The organism is Candidatus Methanoliparum sp. LAM-1 (genome assembly GCF_020885915.1).
GTDB lineage: Archaea > Halobacteriota > Methanoliparia > Methanoliparales > Methanoliparaceae > Methanoliparum > Methanoliparum thermophilum.
Genome location: NZ_AP025251.1, coordinates 508,472 through 525,336, shown reverse-complemented (window position 1 = coordinate 525,336; position 16,865 = coordinate 508,472). Strand labels below are relative to the sequence as shown.

Sequence of the window (16,865 nt, the reverse complement as noted above, 5' to 3'; positions counted from 1 at the left end):
CAAATTTTATATTTTATATCCACCGTAAGCCAGGAAGATGTATAAAGCCGATACGATTATATCCGCAGTTGATCCTGGGTTTATCTCCCTCTCTATCAGATAACAATCGAATTTTTTTACTTTATCTATCGAATAATCTTTTATTATATCTTCTGCTATTTTTTTAACATTTTTAGCCTCTTCTAATCCATGTTTGGCAACAATAAGTCCATCTATGTTCTCAGATAAAAGTCTGACGTATTCGTAAACTATATTATCGTTCAAATCAAATTTTTCCGACTTTGAGCTTTTCACCAACCTTTTTGCAACGTTTAAACTCCTTGGATAACCCTCGACCCATTCCCTTGCAACAAGGTTGTACGATGGAGCAAGTGTCATAAGATTAAACAACCCTATCTCTTTGTCTCTGATGAGGTTTAACGATTTTTGATCTTTTACGTTGAATTTTTCCGCTTTTTCTACCTTTATATTCTCTAAAGAGAAAGTTTTGTAAAAATTTATCGAATCTGTATAGTCCGTGTCTCTTAATACACTTTCCGCCTCGTTTATAATCTTGTCTATCAATATGGATCTATCCTTTAATAGGTTGTATCTATCTTCCAACCTTCTTGATGATTTAATCAGAGGAATTAACAGAGTAAACGCACCAAAATGTGTATTTCCTCCCTTCTGCCATTTTGAACTCTCTTTTACCCCCATCTTAATCAATTTGCCTACTCCTTCATCCGTCTTATACGCTTCCAAGAAGACTGGATAGGCTGATGCGGCAGATGCTAAAAACTCTTCGTAACGAGCATCTTTAAAATTGTGATCTCTATCTATATTACCTGGTTTTGGATTTGCAGATACCTCCAACAGCATCGAAAGCTGGGCACAACTCGCATAATAAAATTCGTCCATATCAAATCACGAAAGGTTTAACTATTAAGATAAATGATATTTAAGACAGATGATATATTGTATATTATATTTATCATATTTAAACAATTTGTGGTGGTTTAGTTTATCATGATAAATACAGAAAGGATAAGACAGGTTATTAGAGAAAGAAGGAACGAATTAATAACCCTTACCAAGGATTTAATCAAGTTTAAAAGCATCAGTGGGAAAGAAGACGATATTAGCGAGTATATACAAGATTTTTTTAAATCTATCGACTTTTATGTGAGATCTATCGATAAGAATATAATAACATGCGAAAAAAGAGAGAATAAAGATGCAAAATTGATATTAAATGGTCATATGGACGTAGTACCAGCTGGCTCTTTTTGGGATTATCCTCCGTTCGATCCGCAGATAACAGACGGAAAGATATACGGGCGCGGTTCTTGTGATATGAAAGGTGGTCTTGCATCGATGATGACTGCTATTAAAGTTCTTCACGATCTTGGGATAGACATGGGTAGTGATATCGTCTTTACAGCAACGGTAGAGGAAGAAATTGGCGGTTTGAACGGTACTGGTAGGATTATAGATTATTTAAACGGAGATATGTGTGTTATTGCAGAACCGACCGATCTAAATATATGTATAGGACATAAAGGCTCCAACATATACGAGATAACGGTCAAAGGAAAATCTGCCCATGGAAGCATGCCACATTTAGGAAAGAACGCTATATATTATGCTTCTCGGATGATCGTTGCTTTGGAAGATTTTAAATTCGATATTGAAGACAGTTTGTTGGGAAAACCGACTATTAACGTTGGTAAAATTACTGGTGGTACAGAAGTGAATGTAGTCCCTGATAGATGTATATTCGAAGTTGATAGAAGAACGATCCCTGAAGAGGATGGAGAAAGTGTCTTTTATGAATTAAACCGTATAATAGATAGAGAAAAGGTTGATGGGGTTGGGATAGATGTAAAAAAAGTTATAGAGATGCTACCTGTGAAGGTTTCGGAGGATGAAAAGGTGGTTAAATTGCTGAAAAAATCTACAAAAGAAGTTTTTGGATACGAAAAACCTACTACGAGCATAGACGGATGTACAGATGCAAGATTTTTTATAGATAGAAAGATTCCTACTGTTATCTTCGGTCCGGGCAAAAAAGATTGTGCTCATGTTTCTAACGAGTTCATAAACATAGAAGACCTTATAGATGCATCTTCATCTTTTGCGTCTCTTATATTGAACGTGATTAAAGAAGAGTAATCTTATGTTAGTAGCACTCGGTGGTACTTTCAGCCCGCTGCATAAAGGGCATAAAAAACTCATACAGACGGCTTTCAGTCTAGGAGATGTATGCATAGGGCTCACTTCGGACTATCTTGCAAAAAAAGATAGAGAAAGGTTTGTTTTGCCGTTCTCTGTCAGAAAAGAAAATTTATCGCAATATATCAAAAAAACGTACGGTAAAGATGCAGATATAATTGAATTAAACGATCCTTTCGGTCCTGTCTCCTCTGAAAAAGATTTTGGGTATTTAGTGGTCTCTCCAGAGACGTATCCTGTAGCAAGAACGATTAATAAAATAAGAGTTAGTAAAAGGCTTAAAGAGGTAAAGATCGTAAGGGTAGAACATGTATTGGCAGATGATGGTGTCTATATCTCATCTACAAGAATAAAAAAAGGTGAGATCGATACGGAGGGTCATTTAATAATGGACTCGACGGGATTTGAACCCGTGGCCTCCGCCTCGCGAAGGCGGCACTCTTCCAGCTGAGCTACGAGCCCTTGAAATAATAAAATAAAAATATAGTTAAAAACCTTGTTATAAAGCCTAATCGATCTTTTATCTATATTAGCCCTACGCTCTCAACCATTACGCTCTCTACGTCCTCTAATCTGGATATTGCTCTTTCTATATCTTCGGTGCCTCCTTCTTTATCTTCCATAACGAATAATGCATACAATGCCATTAATCCAAACGCTATAGGTTTCACATCAAAATTTTTTAATTCTACGCCTTTTGGTATCATCTTTTTTATCTCATCTTTCAGTTTATCCATATCTACATCTGGATCTTTAGGCATTATCTTTATCGTTGCAGCAACTCTTCCCATTTTATGGTCCCTCGTATCCACATTTTGGACATTTATATATTACAGCAAGTTCTCTACATTTAACACATCTTGCGATAGTCTCTCCACAGTGAGGACAAGGAAAACGCACAAACCCTTTTTCTACAAGTCTTGTATTACAAGAAGTACAAAACTCAATATTTTTAATCTTCATCATTTCAATATCATCTCATGAGATATTTATATATTAATCTTTCCTTAAAGTATATAATCTACTTGATTCATCGTAATATGTAAGGTGATAACGATTAAAGAAGAGATCTGGATAGAAAAATACAGGCCAAAAAGACTTGATGAGATAATAGGACAAGATTTAGTTATAGAAAGATTAAAAGCTTATGTAAACTCAAAAGATATGCCTCATCTTTTATTTTCGGGTTTGCCAGGTGTAGGTAAGACAGCATCTGCAATTGCCTTAGCAAGAGAACTCTACGGAGAAGACTGGATTTATAATTTCACAGAATTAAACGCAAGCGATGATAGAGGGATAGATGTTGTAAGGGATAAGATAAAAAATTTTGCGAAAGTATCACCGATCGGCCAATCTGAATTCAAGATAATATTTTTGGATGAGGCGGATGCATTGACTAACGATGCTCAATCTGCACTTAGAAGAACTATGGAGATCTTTCATAAAAATTGCCGGTTTATCATAAGCTGTAATTATCCCTCAAAAATTATCGAACCTATTCAAAGCAGATGCGTCGTGTATAGATTTAAACCGTTATCTAAAGAGGCGATAAAAGAGGTTATAAAAAAAATAATTGATAAAGAAAAGATAGATGTTAAAGACGATGCAATAGACGCTATTTTTGAAATATCAGAAGGAGATATGCGAAAAGCCATAAACGTGCTTCAAAGTGCTGCATCATTAAAGAAAGAGATAAATTCAGAGATAATTTATGCAGTCGAAGGTAGTATTAAACTTGATGATATTAAAAAGATTTTTCACCTCGTTTTGAACGGATCTTTCGACCAAGCGAGGGAGTATCTGCATCAGATATTGGATGAGGGAGTATCTGCAGAAGAGATAATCAAAGGGATACATAAGGGCATACATGATCTTGATATACCAATAGACAAGCAGCTTAAGATAATAGATCGATTAGGAGAGACAGATTTTAGGATAACCGAAGGATCAAACGAAAAGATACAACTGGACGCGCTTCTTGCCTATATGTTTCTTGAATTATGAATCGAATAATATAAATTCGTTTTATTCTATATCAGATCATCTTCGGATTAAAAAATTCTCTCTCTATATCTTTAACTTTTTTAATTCGTCTTATATGCCGATCATCTATATCCATCGGATTCAGCCATATCTTTATAATCTTTTCAGCCATCCGTGGTTCGGTTAACCTGCCACTCAGTGTTATTATATCGACATTAAGCTTATTCGCATTTCTTGCCGTCTCTTCATTCCAACAAACGGCTGCCAAAATACCGAAGACTTTATTAGCTGCAATATCCATCCCTTGACCAGTTCCACAGAATAGTATGCCTTTTTCTCTGTTATTCAAGACTTTTTTACATACCTTTAAGGCATAGTCAGGATAATCGTCGTTCTCATCGTAGATATAAGCGCCCATATCTTCAAACTCGTAATTTTCTCTCTTTAAAAACTCTTTTATCCTCTCTTTTAGTTCAAACCCTGCGTGGTCGCTCCCCAAGTAGATCATAAAAAATCGCCTAATTAAAAGTAATATCTGATCTTATAATACCAAGATTTTTATCGGTTATATCCATCGACTTTTCTCCATCCTCCATGCCCATAACCGCTCTTATAGCATCTATGTTCTCTGGAACTACATCGCTCTCTTGGTGTATCGCCTGATAATAATACAAAACGCCATCTTTTATATTCGTTCCATCTCTCCATACCGCAATCTCGAAAAGATCGCCCCTTTTTCGGCCTAAATCTCTTGCATACTCCATTATTTCTGCAGTAGATGCCAGTCTGTCAGCCCCGTTTATTAAGATTACCCGTCGAGCCTCGTTAAATGCATTAATAATATCATCGAGACTGGTTTTTTTATCGATTAGATCTACCGTTATAGCATGAAGGTGCATCAGAGTAGTCGGGACTTTTACTGCCATCGTTGATATATCTATCCTTGGTAGAACGGTCTTAACGTCCGGTCCATGGTGAGATGGTATCTTTAAAACAGGTTCTATAGCGTTTATTGGACCTTTTTTTGAGTCTCCTGGATCGGTTGCTCGTCTTATTATTGTTGCATTTACTTTTTTTATTCCGGCAAGTTCGTCTATCACCTTAAGCGTTCTACATAACCCTGTCGTGTTGCAGGAGACAACCCTAACATAGTCTTTATACAACGCGTCTTTATAATTGGATTGGGCATTAAAGGATACCCCGGTCAATTCATGTGTTTCTCCACCTTGAAAGATTGCCTTAACTCCATGTCTTTCATACATAATTTTATTTTTTGCACCTATACCTTCTGGAGAAGCATCTACGACGACGTCTACATCATCTAATAGGTTATCTATAGTTCCCTCTACCTCTATCCCTTTATTTTTGAACTCTTTAATATTTTCAGGATAAGTAGTATAGAGTTTGTATATTTTGACTGCCATCTTTGATATAAAATCAGGCTTCGTTTTTACTACTCCTACTACTCTCATATCTTCCTGGCATGATACCGCGTCTGCAACTCTTTTTCCTATGGTTCCATACCCATTTATACCTACTTTGATCATCTTAAAATCATTTTTAACTGATCTTTCTCCTCTTATAAATATTATCATTTGCGTATTATATCAAAAAGCAGAATATTAGAAAAATATATATATACGATTTTAAAGAAAAGACCAAATCATGGATACTGAGACAAAAATAAAAGAGGTAATTGATAAGGAAATAAAACCAGCTTTGGCAATGGAGGGAGGATCGGTAGAATTTTTAGGGTTAGAAGATGGTGTTGTCAAGGTAGCATTGTTGGGTGCTTGTGGTGGTTGCCCTTTAAGCCAGATGACTTTAAAAAATTTCGTTGAGACTACAATAAAACAGAGAGTTCCTGATGTAAAAAAAGTGGTCGCTTCCAACGATTTTTTTTAAATTTAACCATTTGATATATTTTATATTTTTTAAAGTATATAAAAAACATATTATACATTTATGCAGCAAGACGATGACGGATCATTTATCGATACTATAAAGATTACCGAATGGAACGATGGTAAAAAGATTAAAAAGACGGATCTCGTTATAAAAGAGGTTAATGTCCTTGTAAAGATTGATGGTAAAGATTATAGACGGTTTTCGTGCTCACCAGGCTATTTTAAATATTTCGCAACAGGTATCTTTATAACGAATGGGTTTGATCCTAGGCTTATCCAACAGGTGGATGTATCTAGGGATGAAAGATCCTACATCGTCGATATTTCTACTGAAAATAAGATCTTCGACTGGAACGATAGCATCTACGAAATTAAACCTAAAAAGATAACTTCCCGACTAACTATATCAAAAAACTTGGTTTTAGATTTAGTAAGAAAGCTCGATGAGAATAGTTTTTTGTTTAAAAAGACAGGAGGTACTCATGTTGTAGGAATTTGTCAAAAAAAAACGTTTATGGCTGTTGAAGATATAAGCAGGCATTCTGCCATAGACAAAGCGATAGGCATGTCTTTTTTAAATGGTATAGATCCTCTATCAAGTATTATTGTTGTATCCTGCAGAGAAACAGAATCTATCATGAATAAGATTATAATGGGCGGTTTTCCCATTATTATAGGATTATCTGCCCCGACAGATGCTGCAATAAATATAGCAAACGATTTTAATGTAACTTTAATCGGGTTTGCATCTAAAAATAGATTTAACGTTTATACCAACGATTGGCGAGTACTTTTTTTGTAGATTATTTTATATTCTGTCAGGAGATCCTTGCCCAATACTCTCACTCCTTTTAATTTAGCAAAGAATATATCAGATAGATCTTTTATACCTTCGCCCTCAACCAAAGATGGTGCATCTCTTCCACCTATTAGTATCGGTAGATGTATTATCTTTATCTCATCAACCAATTGATCCTTTAGAATATTCCATAGAATAGTCGGTCCGCCTTCCACCATCAGTTTTTTTATTCCAATGGCATACAGATTCTCCATCAAGAGTTTAAAATCTACCTTATCTTCACCGCATACCATAACCTCCACTCCTTTCCTACGTATCGCATCTATATTTTTTGCAGGCGCTTTTTTAGATGTTACGATTATAGTAGGTGCACTTTTGTCTAAAACGTTTGAATTTAATGGAATATCGGCAAATGAACAAGGAATTATCCTTATCGGTGATCTTCCTTTGACGTATCTTACAGTAAGGTTAGAATTGTCTATCTTGATGGTGTTACATCCTACCATTATGGCATCCGATGATGCTCTCTCTTTATGTAAAAAGATATTTGACTCTTTAGACATATAATTCATAATAATCTTGCTTGAGACACCCCTTCTTAAAGTAAGTTTACCATCAAGTGTCATTTCAGAGATCACAAACAGATAGGGTTTTTTCATTTAATACACTTAAATTAATTGGATTACAAACCTTTATTATATGATTGGACAAGATCTTCCAATTCTTCCATCGTTAGCGGTTTGGGTATATCTGATCTATCATTCTCCAAGACACACCTTGCCATATCCCTATATATATCCGCTTGATTGGATTTAGGAGCGTATTCAATCACCGTTTTTTTGTTTATCTCTGCATCTTGAACGATGTTATCTCTGGGTACAAAATATATAAGCTTCGATCCTATCCTTCTTGAAAATTCTTCTGCAATCTCTCTTTCTCCATACACATTACGAGAATTGCAGATAACTCCGCCAAGACCGATTTTGCTTCTACTTGCAAACGTTTTAATCGCCTCACAAATATTGTTTGCAGCATATAGTGCCATAAACTCGCCTGAAATAATTATGTATATCTCTTTTGAAAATCCTTCACGCATCGGCATTGCAAAACCGCCGCATACCACGTCTCCAAGAACATCGTATATTGCGAAATCTATCTTATACGCACCAAAGGCATCTAAATTTTTTAATTTTTGAAGAGCTGTTAAAACACCCCTCCCGGCACAACCTACGCCTGGTTTTGGTCCCCCTGCCTCTACACAATATATACCTTCATCCGATCTAAAAACGATATCATCAAGGGATATATCTGTATCCTTTTTTCCGCTATCATGAAACTTTCTGTAAGTGTCGAGCACCGTAGGAATAAATCTACCTTTGGTTAAAACCCGGGTAGAATCACGTTTAGGATCACAACCTATTTGCATTACGTTTAATCCTCTCTCACGTAAAGCCATAGATAAATTCGAAGATATAGTGCTCTTTCCAATTCCCCCTTTTCCATAAATTGCAATCTGCCTCATTTTGATGATTTTTAATTTTTCATATACATATTAAGGTTCCTTAAAGTTTTTGTAAGTTTTGTATATAAGGGTTAAGTATACATCGGCAAAGCCGGCTCTTTTTTCTCCAAAAAATCTTTTTATCATAACCACCCAATCTGCGACTCCTCTTTTATCGTGTCCAAGACGATATAGGTATTTATTCTCTCAATACCGTCAATTTTGTTTATCTTATCGATGATCGATTTGCATTCTTCACGTTCTGTAAGCGAAAAACATTTAAAGCTGGCAATAAGGTCAAAATCTCCGGTTATATTATATACATAGCATGTCTCTCTTAGCTCTGCAATCTTTTTACCTATCTCTCGCGCGCTAAATAAAGGTTTCACACAAATAATCGCGATAAGTGTCGTTATACCTATTTTGGAGGAGTTAAGAATCACACTGTATCCCTTTATCATCCCGGATTTTTCTAATCTTCTCACTCTATCGCTTACCGTGGCTGTGCTAGTTCCAACTCGCTTTGCAATCTTTGTATATGAGAGCCTTGCATCTTCCTGAAGCACCTTCAATATCTTTTTATCAAGTTCATCCATACTATTATCAAATATTCATTGAATTATTTCTATTAATACTTTACGTTTGTTTAATAAAAGGAGCAAAAACTTTATATATGAGTGCATGAATATCTAAATTTTTAGAATTTTGTCGAGATAAGATAAAGGAGGAACAAGAACTATGAATATATTTAAAAAGAAAGATACTTCGAGCGACAGAGTATATAAAAGCATAAAAGATTTTAAAGAGGGAGAATATCCTCACGAACCTCTGTTAGTGACCGATGAGACTATTAATGAGACGATAAGCAGATTTCCCCTTGTCGTGGTAGATTGCTGGGCTGAATGGTGTGGACCATGCAGAAGGATCGCACCTATCATTGATGATCTAGCAAAGGAGATGGCAGGAAAGATCGTCTTTGGAAAGTTGAATGTGGATGAAAATAGGTCAAGCTCGGTAAAATATAGGATAACGGCAATTCCCACACTACTCATTTTTAAAGATGGAAAATTTGTCGATCAAATAATCGGTGCGATGCCGAAGAAAGCTCTGGAGAATAAACTCAAAGGTTACGTTGGGTAAGATGAGTTCTATCGATCAGGAGTCAAAAAGGATGCCGATGGTAGCTGTTTTAGATTGCAAAGGGTGTGGAACATGTGACAATGTCTGCCCCCTTCGATGCGATCGAGAATAAATTACGATAAGTGCACCGGCTGTCTAAAATGCGTAGAATGTTGTCCAAATAAGGCACTGATCGTGATGGATTGAGAATTGATTTCCGTTTTTTAATAATTTAATAATGCCAGAATTAATCGGTAGATGGTGTTGATTAAAATATTATATTCTGAAAATCTATTATGATCCCGCAGATCACCCACAAAACGACATAGAATATTTCTTCTTTATTCATTTTTCACCTTCTCTTCTTCTTCTACGCTCAAAAAAGTAAGCAGTCAAAAATATTGTAACACATGCTAACGCTAACAAGGGAATATTGAGAAATCCGTGAGTGATCCAGTCAATTATTACTCCAGTAGCCACTAATATTCCTCCCACTCCCGTCATCACACAACCAATTTCAGACAGTTTCATATTCAACACATCTTATCCGTGTTTACATTCTCTATTTTTTGATTTTCTTTTCCAACTCATTTTATCACTTCCTTTTTATCATAAAACAACATACAATGGCAGTGCCCATCCCTTTTTATCTCCTCCTCATGATAGACGCAGGGACATATATTCTTCTTATCTTCCGTGGCATCACCTGTTACAATTCTGCAAGGGCAATATCTTCGCCCATATTTGATCTTATTATGAGCCAGCCCGTTTATTAATGTTTCTAAGGTTTCTTTGTCTGGATTAAGCACGTATCCTTTTTTTTGTGCGTATCTCTCTATAAATTTCTTTATTTCATCTTTTATCTTATCTATATCATTTTTGTCATCCATTTAGAACACCATATTTATAGAAATTATAAAGATAAACCTTTATAAAATCTTAATATAGAGAATATTTTAAATATAGAATTTGATAAATTATAGGATAAAATGCTTACTAAGAGAATAGTACCATGTCTTGACGTAACCTTAAATAAGAATGGTAGTGCGGTCGTAAAAGGTATAGAATTTACCAATTTGAGAGAGGTAGGAGATCCTGTAGAATTGGCTAAGGAGTACAACGATCAGCAGGCGGATGAGCTTGTGTTTTTGGATATAACCGCCTCTAACGAGGGTAGAAAAACGATGATAGACGTCATAGAAAAAACGTCCGAAGAGGTCTTTATACCGTTAACAGTTGGTGGTGGCGTTAGATCTATAGATGATATGAATGCAATCTTAAAAGCGGGTGCAGATAAGATATCGATCAACACGGCAGCAGTTAAAGATCAGTATCTTATAAAGCAAGGTTCAGATATCTTTGGATCTCAATGCATCGTAGTAGCAATAGACTGTAAGAGGCGATTTTTCAGCGATCAAGATGTCAATTTATTGGATAAGAACCGTATAGATGTGGAGGGTCGTGAATGTTGGTACGAGGTGATGATCAATGGAGGGAGAGAAAGAACGGGTATCGATGCCATATCTTGGGCAAAAAAAGCGGAAAAATTTGGTGCTGGAGAGATATTACTGACCAGCATGGATACGGATGGTACAAAGAATGGGTATGATATACCTATCACTAAAGCGATAGCCGAGAGCGTGGATATACCGGTTATAGCATCAGGTGGAGCAGGAACGCTTGAACATTTTTACCATGGATTTAAGGATGGTAAAGCCGATGCTTGTCTTGCTGCCAGCATATTTCATTTTGGAGAATACACCGTGGCAGATATCAAAAAATATCTATTCGATAGAGGGATCCCTGTAAGGTTATAAGAATTACCTTATATTTAATATTCAATTCGATTTTTATCTAATTCTCTTTTTTTTAAATTTTGATGACTAAATGCTTTTTTTCAAATTTTGGTAAATCGATATTTAACACTCCTTTTTTAAACCATGCAGTGGTCTTCTCAGGATTTACTTTTTCAGGTAGCTTAATCTGTTTTTTAAACTGGTTAAATATAATCTTTCTTTGAATTGTGCCCCATCTCTCCCAACAAAGAGTTTTTTTCATGGATGCCTCTAATTCTATGGAATCTTCCGCAACGTATAAATTTATATTATCTTTATCTACATAAGGAAGATCAAAAGTTATTAAAAATCTATCATCTAAATCTTCTATCTCGTACAATGGTTCTAAACATCCATTATCCATCCACATTATCTCATTTATCTTTTCAAACATTATCGTCACCTCCCCTACCCATACATGATGGGAAGACTCTGTTCTATATTTTTTTGTATATCACCTATCACTCTTCTAGTCTGTTGCATAAGATCTCTTGCCTTCATTTTAATCTCTTCGCCTTTCACAAATAATTCTTCTAGGTCTATTTTTATATTAATAAGTTTTTGTAACGATTTAAGAACAGATGCAGCTGCTTCTGGGTCAGGGTAATTTGGGAAGCATTGAGAGAGAAGGAGGGTTCCTGGTACCCCTTCTTTTTTACATCTTTTCAATAATTCTGGGTATATTCCTATCAAAAAACCTTCTAACATCTCTTCAATATCTGCATTCTTAAGCATAACTTTTGTCTCTTTTGTGTTGCTTATCCCGATACATTCAGGCTCTTCGATTTCTAAACGGTTAGTTACGGATATACCAGACAATAATATGACCGAACTTGCGTTTTTTCTTTTAAACCAATCTACAAGAGATTCGGCTAAAGGAGATATTATCGATGGTGATATTGCTATTTCAGATAGGATCACAATGATTCCTCCATCTTTATCACTATAAATCCGAACAGGATTTTTTATGTCGCCGTTATGAATCACTACAAGAGGAGGGAAAAGTTCTGAGTCGATATAACCTATTTCTTCAAAATTTAACTTATCGAGCATGAAAGACGTTGCTATAGTACCCACGAGACCAACTTCTGGAAAACCTACTATAATTACCGGATTATTAAATCTTTTATCAGTTTCTTCTATAACCTTTACTCTTACCTCGCTATTCAGATTTTTATCGTTCATATTAGTAATAATAATTTAGATTAATATAAATTTTGTTGATTTAAAGATTAGATATCTTGATCCGATGTAAGAGGAACAAATTTTTATATACAAAAAGTATATTACATAAATTAAAAAAGAAGGTAAAATAATGCAGAATATTGAGTATATTTTCAATCCCAGGTCGATAGCGGTGGTGGGTGTCTCTGAATCGAATTTTGCCAAACTGGCTTTTTTAGATCCTTTAATAGAATTTAAGTATAAAGGAGAGATCTATCCCATAAATCCCAAAGTAAAAGAAATATCTGGTTTAAAGGCATATGCCAGCATTTTAGACGTTCCAGGGCCTGTAGATCATGTTATTTGCTGTATTAAAGCGAGTCTTACTCCTCAATTAATGAGAGAATGTGTAATAAAGGGAGTAAAATCTATTCATCTCTTCACCTCAGGTTTTAGTGAGACAGGAGAAGAAAAAGGAATCCGTCTTGAAAGAGAGATTGTAGATATTGCTCGCGAAGGTGGGGTGAGAATTATAGGACCGAACTGTATGGGAATATACTGCCCTAGGTCTGGAATATCTTTCGATAATTCCTTTCCCAAAGAAGAGGGAGATGTGGCTTTCCTATCCCAGAGTGGAGGAAACTCTGTCGAACTGGTCCAACTTGGGTCGGTTAGAGATCTCCGTTTTAGTAAGGTTATTAGCTTTGGAAATGCCTCAGATTTGAATGAGTGTGATTTCATAGAGTATCTTGCTCATGATCCACAAACAAATATTATATTAATCTATCTTGAGGGGACAAAGGATGGAAAGCGCCTTATTAATGCATTGAAAGAGGCTGCAAAAAGAAAATTTATAATCATACTTAAAGGAGGGGTGAGTGATGCAGGAAGAAGAGCTGTAGCGTCCCACACGGGGGCTTTGGCTGGTGATAGATCCATCTGGAATGCGTTCTTTGATCAGTTGGGCATAGTGCAGGCTCAAGATCTTGAAGAGTTGGTTGATATGGCTTTAGCGTTTAAGCATCTTAAATCGCCAAAGGGAAAACGGGTAGGAATCATCGGTGTAGGTGGAGGTTTTGGTGTCCTAGCAACAGACAATTGTGAAAATGAAGGTTTATCTGTACCTTCACTCCCAGATAAAATGAAGAAAAAGCTAAGAGAGATCGTCCCTGAGGAGGTAGATCCAGGAACGAGTGTACGAAATCCAGTAGACTTGTCAACCTCAGGATGGAATCTAGACATCTTTTCTAGAGCTCTCAAGACGTTGGCTGACTATGAAGGAATTGATTTTCTTTTTGTATACACTACGGTAGCTTTTGGGCTCTACCGTGGAACAAACGTAATGGTAGATATGCTGATCGATACCATCATCGAAGAGAAAAAGAGTATAGATAAACCTCTCGTTGTGGTGGTGCGTTCAAGTGGCGATCCAGAGGTGGCACCGTTTGTTCATGATGTGCAAGAAAGACTTCTCAAAGCTGGTATACCTGTATACCCCTCTACGATCAGGGCGGCACGTGTCATGAGCAGATTTATTTGGTCCTTCCTCAAGAGAAGATAAGTCTTTAGATTGTCTTGCCTGCGTGAAGCATATCGGTTCGATATGATAAGATGTAATAAGTGTTCTTACGAATCGTTTTATTTCCAAAGATATTCAGGAATGCATCTGTGTCAGAAACACTTTAAAGAAGATGTAGAACGAAGAATAAGAAAGACAATAAGAAAAAAAAAGATTAATAAAGGAGATAAGATAGCTGTAGCCTTAAGTGGTGGAAAAGATAGCTCTGTGGCGCTTTATTCAATCAAAAATGTATTTAAAAATTGGAAAAATTTAGAGATAGTTGCTATAACCATAGACGAGGGTATAACTGGATATAGAGACAGATCTATTGAGAATTCTAAATTATTAACGAAAAGATTGGGTATCGAACAGAGGATAGCCAGCTTTAAGGAATATTTTGGATATACTACAGATGAGATCGCTTCCTTGAAACGAGAGAAAGGAATTTGTAGTTTTTGTGGCGTTTTGAGGAGAAAGCTGCTTAACGAGTTAGCATTAGAAGAAAATGCCACGGTCTTAGTAACAGGACATAATTTGAACGATGAATCGGAAACCATTCTATTGAATCTTATTAGAGGTGATATAGAAAGACTTGCAAGATTTTTGCCATCTAAAGTTCAAGAAGGACTTATACCAAGATTAAAACCATTAAACAGCATTCCTGAAGAGGAAGTAGTATTATATGCCAAGTTGAAAGATCTTCCCACAAAAAAAGAGCGTTGTCCATATATTAACGAGGCGATGAGATTCGAGGTAAGGCAGATTATAAAAAATCTTGAAGAAAGGCATCCTGGTACAAGATATGCAATAATGAAATCTTTTTATGAGTTAGAAGACCTTTTAAGAGTAAAATATGGCGAAAAGAACCTGAAAAGATGTAAGATATGCAAATCACCTTGTATTGGAGAGATATGTCAATCTTGTAATCTCTTATTAGATATAAAAAAAGGGTAAAATTAAAATATTTTATAAGGTTTTATAAGTTATAACCACTCTATCGATCCGTCTGCTCTTCTACTTCTGTTTTGATTTTTATAAGAGCTATCTAAATCTAAATCCCTAATCTCATCTGAAGACTTTTTGTCAGGCACTACTTGATCGGATGAAATACCTGTCATTATGGCGAGTACCCTTATCTTTCCATCAAAATCATCCATTACCTTTGCACCCCAGATTATATTTGCATTATCATCTATCGAATAGGTAACCAAGTCTGCTATTTCTTCCGCCTCTCTTAATGTCATATCTTTTCCTCCAGTTAGGTGTAATAGACATCCTTTTGCTCCTGTATAATCTACATCAAGAAGAGGATGACCAACGATCTGTTTGGTCGATCCCACAGACCTTCTTTGTCTCTCTATCTCGTTTACAAGCATTACTGCCAATCCGCCACAGTTCATTATCGTCTTAACATCTGCAAAATCAAGATTGATCAAAGAAGGCTGTGTAATAGTCTCTGTTAATCCCTTTATAGTATCTGCAATCAAACAATCCATAACTGCGAATGATTGATCAAGAGGAAGATTCGGCACATAATCCAAAAGTTTGTTATTATCCAATACTATAACCGTATCAGCGGATTGTCTTAGATTTTCAATCCCATTCTTTGCCACGTTTCTTCTTGCTCTTTCAACCATAAATGGTGCTGATACCATTGCTACCACAATTGCTCCCATCCTCTTTGCAACATCTGCTATTACTGGAGAGGCACCAGTACCGGTTCCTCCACCCATTCCTGCAGTCAAAAAGACAAGATCTACATCCGTAAATATCTTTTCAAAGTCATCTCTTGATAATTCCGCAGCTTTTTCACCGATTTCAACAAATCCTCCTGCACCTAACCCTTTTGTCAACTTTTTGCCTATAAGTATCTTCCGATCTGATTTTATAGCGTTTAGATGTATTCCATCAGTGTTAACCGCTATAGCATCTGCTCCTTTAATTCCCATACTATATAATCTGTTTATTGTATTGTTTCCAGCACCACCACAACCTACAACTACAATTCTCGGCTTTTTCATGTATTCTTTTATACTTTTATCACCGGTATCCTCTATAATATTACCATCTATTCCCGATTCGGTAATTTCACTCTTGTTTTGTTTAAACGCTTCTCTTACAAATGATTCCAACACCCCACCCCCGTATAGTTTTATACGTTTTTTATTTTGTTTATTCTGTTATAAATAGATTTCTATAATATTTTTTATATGCTTAATTCTTTTTATTTCTAAACAAAAACTTATAAATACAATTAGAATAATAGATATAAATATGAATAAAGAACAGAATAAAGAGGTGGCAAGATGGTAGAGATTGGTGATGTAGTAATCTATGCTAATACAGGCACTAAAGGTGTTGTTAAAGAAATAAAAGAGAAAAGTGGAAGAAAATGGGCATTACTTGACAACGGATTATACTATATTACGGACCTGTTAAAACAGGCTAGCATTAAAGAAAGTGCAGAAAAGAATGATCTATCTTTATCAGAGATAAAGACAAAACTTGAGGAGGAGAAGAAGATGGATTTATCAAAAATCTCTGATGAGGTTTGTGGTGGAGGGGGTTAAAACTGCCGTATCGAACAATTTAATAGATCTATTGACAGATAGTCTAAAGCCTTTATCTCAGTTCGGTTTATCCTTGTGAGCATATCATAAAAGAGATGCCGATCTTTACCCGCTTTTCATTATTCTATACTCTTCTCAACCTCTATTTTTATAGAGCATCCCTTCCTGATAATACGATTCTTGGCTTAAAACTTATATTCGATATAGCAATA

The 16,865-nt window shown here is 35.7% G+C and carries 22 protein-coding genes, 1 tRNA gene and 1 pseudogene; 11 read left to right on the top strand and 13 right to left on the bottom strand.

Annotation, left to right across the window (positions count from 1 at the left end):
• Positions 1 to 6 precede the first annotated feature (6 nt).
• A complete protein-coding gene (locus LPC15_RS02915; protein WP_229235218.1) occupies positions 7 to 900 on the bottom strand; it encodes a triphosphoribosyl-dephospho-CoA synthase in 894 nt (297 codons plus the stop codon).
• A 108-nt stretch (positions 901 to 1,008) separates the two neighbouring features.
• On the opposite strand from LPC15_RS02915, the gene LPC15_RS02910 reads away from it, so the two are divergent.
• Positions 1,009 to 2,154 carry a M20 family metallopeptidase gene (locus LPC15_RS02910; protein ID WP_229235217.1) on the top strand — a complete coding sequence of 382 codons (1,146 nt, stop codon included), beginning with the start codon at positions 1,009 to 1,011 and terminating at the stop codon, positions 2,152 to 2,154.
• A 4-nt stretch (positions 2,155 to 2,158) separates the two neighbouring features.
• Positions 2,159 to 2,593: pseudogene (locus LPC15_RS07015) on the top strand (phosphopantetheine adenylyltransferase); the annotation flags it as partial.
• Positions 2,594 to 2,603: 10 nt separating this feature from the next.
• Here the strand turns inward: LPC15_RS07015 and LPC15_RS02905 are convergent.
• The 3 genes from LPC15_RS02905 to LPC15_RS02895 form a co-directional block, all read right to left on the bottom strand.
• Positions 2,604 to 2,676: transfer RNA gene (locus LPC15_RS02905), tRNA-Ala, on the bottom strand.
• Positions 2,677 to 2,738: 62 nt separating this feature from the next.
• The gene (locus LPC15_RS02900; RefSeq protein WP_420709496.1) at positions 2,739 to 3,005 is read right to left on the bottom strand and encodes an elongation factor 1-beta; all 267 of its coding nucleotides are present in this window, start codon (positions 3,003 to 3,005) and stop codon (positions 2,739 to 2,741) included.
• A gap of 1 nt (position 3,006) precedes the next feature.
• Positions 3,007 to 3,180, bottom strand: coding sequence for a zinc finger domain-containing protein (locus LPC15_RS02895; RefSeq protein ID WP_229235215.1), 174 nt, complete (start codon positions 3,178 to 3,180; stop codon positions 3,007 to 3,009).
• Between the two features lie 90 nt (positions 3,181 to 3,270).
• Between LPC15_RS02895 and LPC15_RS02890 the strand changes: the two genes are divergently transcribed.
• Positions 3,271 to 4,218 carry a replication factor C small subunit gene (locus LPC15_RS02890; RefSeq protein ID WP_420709495.1) on the top strand — a complete coding sequence of 316 codons (948 nt, stop codon included), beginning with the start codon at positions 3,271 to 3,273 and terminating at the stop codon, positions 4,216 to 4,218.
• A gap of 31 nt (positions 4,219 to 4,249) precedes the next feature.
• Here LPC15_RS02890 and LPC15_RS02885 read toward each other — a convergent pair whose 3' ends face one another.
• Together LPC15_RS02885 and LPC15_RS02880 are read right to left on the bottom strand one after the other, a co-directional pair.
• Positions 4,250 to 4,705 (bottom strand): RpiB/LacA/LacB family sugar-phosphate isomerase, encoded by a 456-nt coding sequence (locus LPC15_RS02885; protein WP_229235213.1) that lies wholly within the window; start codon positions 4,703 to 4,705, stop codon positions 4,250 to 4,252.
• Between the two features lie 10 nt (positions 4,706 to 4,715).
• Positions 4,716 to 5,744 carry a type II glyceraldehyde-3-phosphate dehydrogenase gene (locus LPC15_RS02880; RefSeq protein WP_420709494.1) on the bottom strand — a complete coding sequence of 343 codons (1,029 nt, stop codon included), beginning with the start codon at positions 5,742 to 5,744 and terminating at the stop codon, positions 4,716 to 4,718.
• 118 nt (positions 5,745 to 5,862) lie between these two features.
• Here LPC15_RS02880 and LPC15_RS02875 point away from each other — a divergent pair, with 118 nt between their 5' ends.
• Positions 5,863 to 6,102, top strand: coding sequence for a NifU family protein (locus LPC15_RS02875; RefSeq protein ID WP_229235211.1), 240 nt, complete (start codon positions 5,863 to 5,865; stop codon positions 6,100 to 6,102).
• Between the two features lie 60 nt (positions 6,103 to 6,162).
• Positions 6,163 to 6,906 carry a formate dehydrogenase accessory sulfurtransferase FdhD gene (gene fdhD, locus LPC15_RS02870; protein WP_229235210.1) on the top strand — a complete coding sequence of 248 codons (744 nt, stop codon included), beginning with the start codon at positions 6,163 to 6,165 and terminating at the stop codon, positions 6,904 to 6,906.
• Here the strand turns inward: fdhD and LPC15_RS02865 are convergent.
• From LPC15_RS02865 to LPC15_RS02855, 3 genes are all read right to left on the bottom strand, one after another.
• Complete coding sequence (locus tag LPC15_RS02865; protein ID WP_229235209.1) at positions 6,873 to 7,562, bottom strand: RibD family protein; 690 nt, start codon at positions 7,560 to 7,562, stop codon at positions 6,873 to 6,875. The genes fdhD and LPC15_RS02865 overlap by 34 nt on opposite strands.
• Positions 7,563 to 7,585: 23 nt before the next feature.
• Entirely contained in the window at positions 7,586 to 8,425 is an 840-nt protein-coding gene (locus LPC15_RS02860) for an AAA family ATPase (protein WP_229235208.1), read from the bottom strand.
• A 122-nt stretch (positions 8,426 to 8,547) separates the two neighbouring features.
• Positions 8,548 to 9,000 carry an Lrp/AsnC family transcriptional regulator gene (locus tag LPC15_RS02855; protein WP_229235207.1) on the bottom strand — a complete coding sequence of 151 codons (453 nt, stop codon included), beginning with the start codon at positions 8,998 to 9,000 and terminating at the stop codon, positions 8,548 to 8,550.
• 142 nt (positions 9,001 to 9,142) lie between these two features.
• On the opposite strand from LPC15_RS02855, the gene trxA reads away from it, so the two are divergent.
• Positions 9,143 to 9,544 carry a thioredoxin gene (gene trxA, locus LPC15_RS02850; protein ID WP_229235206.1) on the top strand — a complete coding sequence of 134 codons (402 nt, stop codon included), beginning with the start codon at positions 9,143 to 9,145 and terminating at the stop codon, positions 9,542 to 9,544.
• A gap of 96 nt (positions 9,545 to 9,640) precedes the next feature.
• Entirely contained in the window at positions 9,641 to 9,730 is a 90-nt protein-coding gene (locus LPC15_RS07010; RefSeq protein ID WP_420709486.1) for a 4Fe-4S binding protein, read from the top strand.
• Positions 9,731 to 10,110: 380 nt separating this feature from the next.
• Here the strand turns inward: LPC15_RS07010 and LPC15_RS02845 are convergent, their stop codons facing one another.
• A complete protein-coding gene (locus LPC15_RS02845; protein ID WP_229235205.1) occupies positions 10,111 to 10,413 on the bottom strand; it encodes a ferredoxin-thioredoxin reductase catalytic domain-containing protein in 303 nt (100 codons plus the stop codon).
• Positions 10,414 to 10,512: 99 nt separating this feature from the next.
• On the opposite strand from LPC15_RS02845, the gene hisF reads away from it, so the two are divergent.
• Positions 10,513 to 11,340, top strand: a complete 828-nt coding sequence (gene hisF, locus LPC15_RS02840) for an imidazole glycerol phosphate synthase subunit HisF (RefSeq protein WP_229235204.1) — start codon at positions 10,513 to 10,515, stop codon at positions 11,338 to 11,340.
• A gap of 52 nt (positions 11,341 to 11,392) precedes the next feature.
• Here the strand turns inward: hisF and LPC15_RS02835 are convergent, their stop codons facing one another.
• Both LPC15_RS02835 and LPC15_RS02830 read right to left on the bottom strand, forming a co-directional pair.
• Entirely contained in the window at positions 11,393 to 11,752 is a 360-nt protein-coding gene (locus LPC15_RS02835; protein ID WP_229235203.1) for an Hsp20/alpha crystallin family protein, read from the bottom strand.
• 14 nt (positions 11,753 to 11,766) lie between these two features.
• Positions 11,767 to 12,543 (bottom strand): proteasome assembly chaperone family protein, encoded by a 777-nt coding sequence (locus LPC15_RS02830; RefSeq protein ID WP_229235202.1) that lies wholly within the window; start codon positions 12,541 to 12,543, stop codon positions 11,767 to 11,769.
• A 130-nt stretch (positions 12,544 to 12,673) separates the two neighbouring features.
• Here LPC15_RS02830 and LPC15_RS02825 point away from each other — a divergent pair, with 130 nt between their 5' ends.
• Both LPC15_RS02825 and LPC15_RS02820 read left to right on the top strand, forming a co-directional pair.
• Complete coding sequence (locus LPC15_RS02825; protein ID WP_229235201.1) at positions 12,674 to 14,083, top strand: acetate--CoA ligase family protein; 1,410 nt, start codon at positions 12,674 to 12,676, stop codon at positions 14,081 to 14,083.
• A 42-nt stretch (positions 14,084 to 14,125) separates the two neighbouring features.
• The gene (locus LPC15_RS02820) at positions 14,126 to 15,037 is read left to right on the top strand and encodes a TIGR00269 family protein (protein WP_420709485.1); all 912 of its coding nucleotides are present in this window, start codon (positions 14,126 to 14,128) and stop codon (positions 15,035 to 15,037) included.
• Between the two features lie 29 nt (positions 15,038 to 15,066).
• On the opposite strand, the gene ftsZ is transcribed toward LPC15_RS02820, so the two are convergent.
• Complete coding sequence (gene ftsZ / locus LPC15_RS02815) at positions 15,067 to 16,215, bottom strand: cell division protein FtsZ (RefSeq protein WP_229235199.1); 1,149 nt, start codon at positions 16,213 to 16,215, stop codon at positions 15,067 to 15,069.
• A gap of 174 nt (positions 16,216 to 16,389) precedes the next feature.
• On the opposite strand from ftsZ, the gene LPC15_RS02810 reads away from it, so the two are divergent.
• The gene (locus LPC15_RS02810) at positions 16,390 to 16,653 is read left to right on the top strand and encodes a DUF2098 family protein (protein ID WP_229235198.1); all 264 of its coding nucleotides are present in this window, start codon (positions 16,390 to 16,392) and stop codon (positions 16,651 to 16,653) included.
• Positions 16,654 to 16,865 lie beyond the last annotated feature (212 nt).

Coding starts and splice junctions, on each gene's coding strand:
- LPC15_RS02915 (WP_229235218.1), bottom strand. CDS start 900: ATGGACGAATTTTATTATGCGAGTTGTGCCCAGCTTTCGATGCTGTTG.
- LPC15_RS02910 (WP_229235217.1), top strand. CDS start 1,009: ATGATAAATACAGAAAGGATAAGACAGGTTATTAGAGAAAGAAGGAAC.
- LPC15_RS02900 (WP_420709496.1), bottom strand. CDS start 3,005: ATGGGAAGAGTTGCTGCAACGATAAAGATAATGCCTAAAGATCCAGAT.
- LPC15_RS02895 (WP_229235215.1), bottom strand. CDS start 3,180: ATGATGAAGATTAAAAATATTGAGTTTTGTACTTCTTGTAATACAAGA.
- LPC15_RS02885 (WP_229235213.1), bottom strand. CDS start 4,705: ATGATCTACTTGGGGAGCGACCACGCAGGGTTTGAACTAAAAGAGAGG.
- LPC15_RS02880 (WP_420709494.1), bottom strand. CDS start 5,744: ATGATCAAAGTAGGTATAAATGGGTATGGAACCATAGGAAAAAGAGTT.
- LPC15_RS02875 (WP_229235211.1), top strand. CDS start 5,863: ATGGATACTGAGACAAAAATAAAAGAGGTAATTGATAAGGAAATAAAA.
- fdhD (WP_229235210.1), top strand. CDS start 6,163: ATGCAGCAAGACGATGACGGATCATTTATCGATACTATAAAGATTACC.
- LPC15_RS02865 (WP_229235209.1), bottom strand. CDS start 7,562: ATGAAAAAACCCTATCTGTTTGTGATCTCTGAAATGACACTTGATGGT.
- LPC15_RS02860 (WP_229235208.1), bottom strand. CDS start 8,425: ATGAGGCAGATTGCAATTTATGGAAAAGGGGGAATTGGAAAGAGCACT.
- LPC15_RS02855 (WP_229235207.1), bottom strand. CDS start 9,000: ATGGATGAACTTGATAAAAAGATATTGAAGGTGCTTCAGGAAGATGCA.
- trxA (WP_229235206.1), top strand. CDS start 9,143: ATGAATATATTTAAAAAGAAAGATACTTCGAGCGACAGAGTATATAAA.
- LPC15_RS07010 (WP_420709486.1), top strand. CDS start 9,641: ATGCGATCGAGAATAAATTACGATAAGTGCACCGGCTGTCTAAAATGC.
- LPC15_RS02845 (WP_229235205.1), bottom strand. CDS start 10,413: ATGGATGACAAAAATGATATAGATAAGATAAAAGATGAAATAAAGAAA.
- hisF (WP_229235204.1), top strand. CDS start 10,513: ATGCTTACTAAGAGAATAGTACCATGTCTTGACGTAACCTTAAATAAG.
- LPC15_RS02835 (WP_229235203.1), bottom strand. CDS start 11,752: ATGTTTGAAAAGATAAATGAGATAATGTGGATGGATAATGGATGTTTA.
- LPC15_RS02830 (WP_229235202.1), bottom strand. CDS start 12,543: ATGAACGATAAAAATCTGAATAGCGAGGTAAGAGTAAAGGTTATAGAA.
- LPC15_RS02825 (WP_229235201.1), top strand. CDS start 12,674: ATGCAGAATATTGAGTATATTTTCAATCCCAGGTCGATAGCGGTGGTG.
- LPC15_RS02820 (WP_420709485.1), top strand. CDS start 14,126: ATGATAAGATGTAATAAGTGTTCTTACGAATCGTTTTATTTCCAAAGA.
- LPC15_RS02810 (WP_229235198.1), top strand. CDS start 16,390: ATGGTAGAGATTGGTGATGTAGTAATCTATGCTAATACAGGCACTAAA.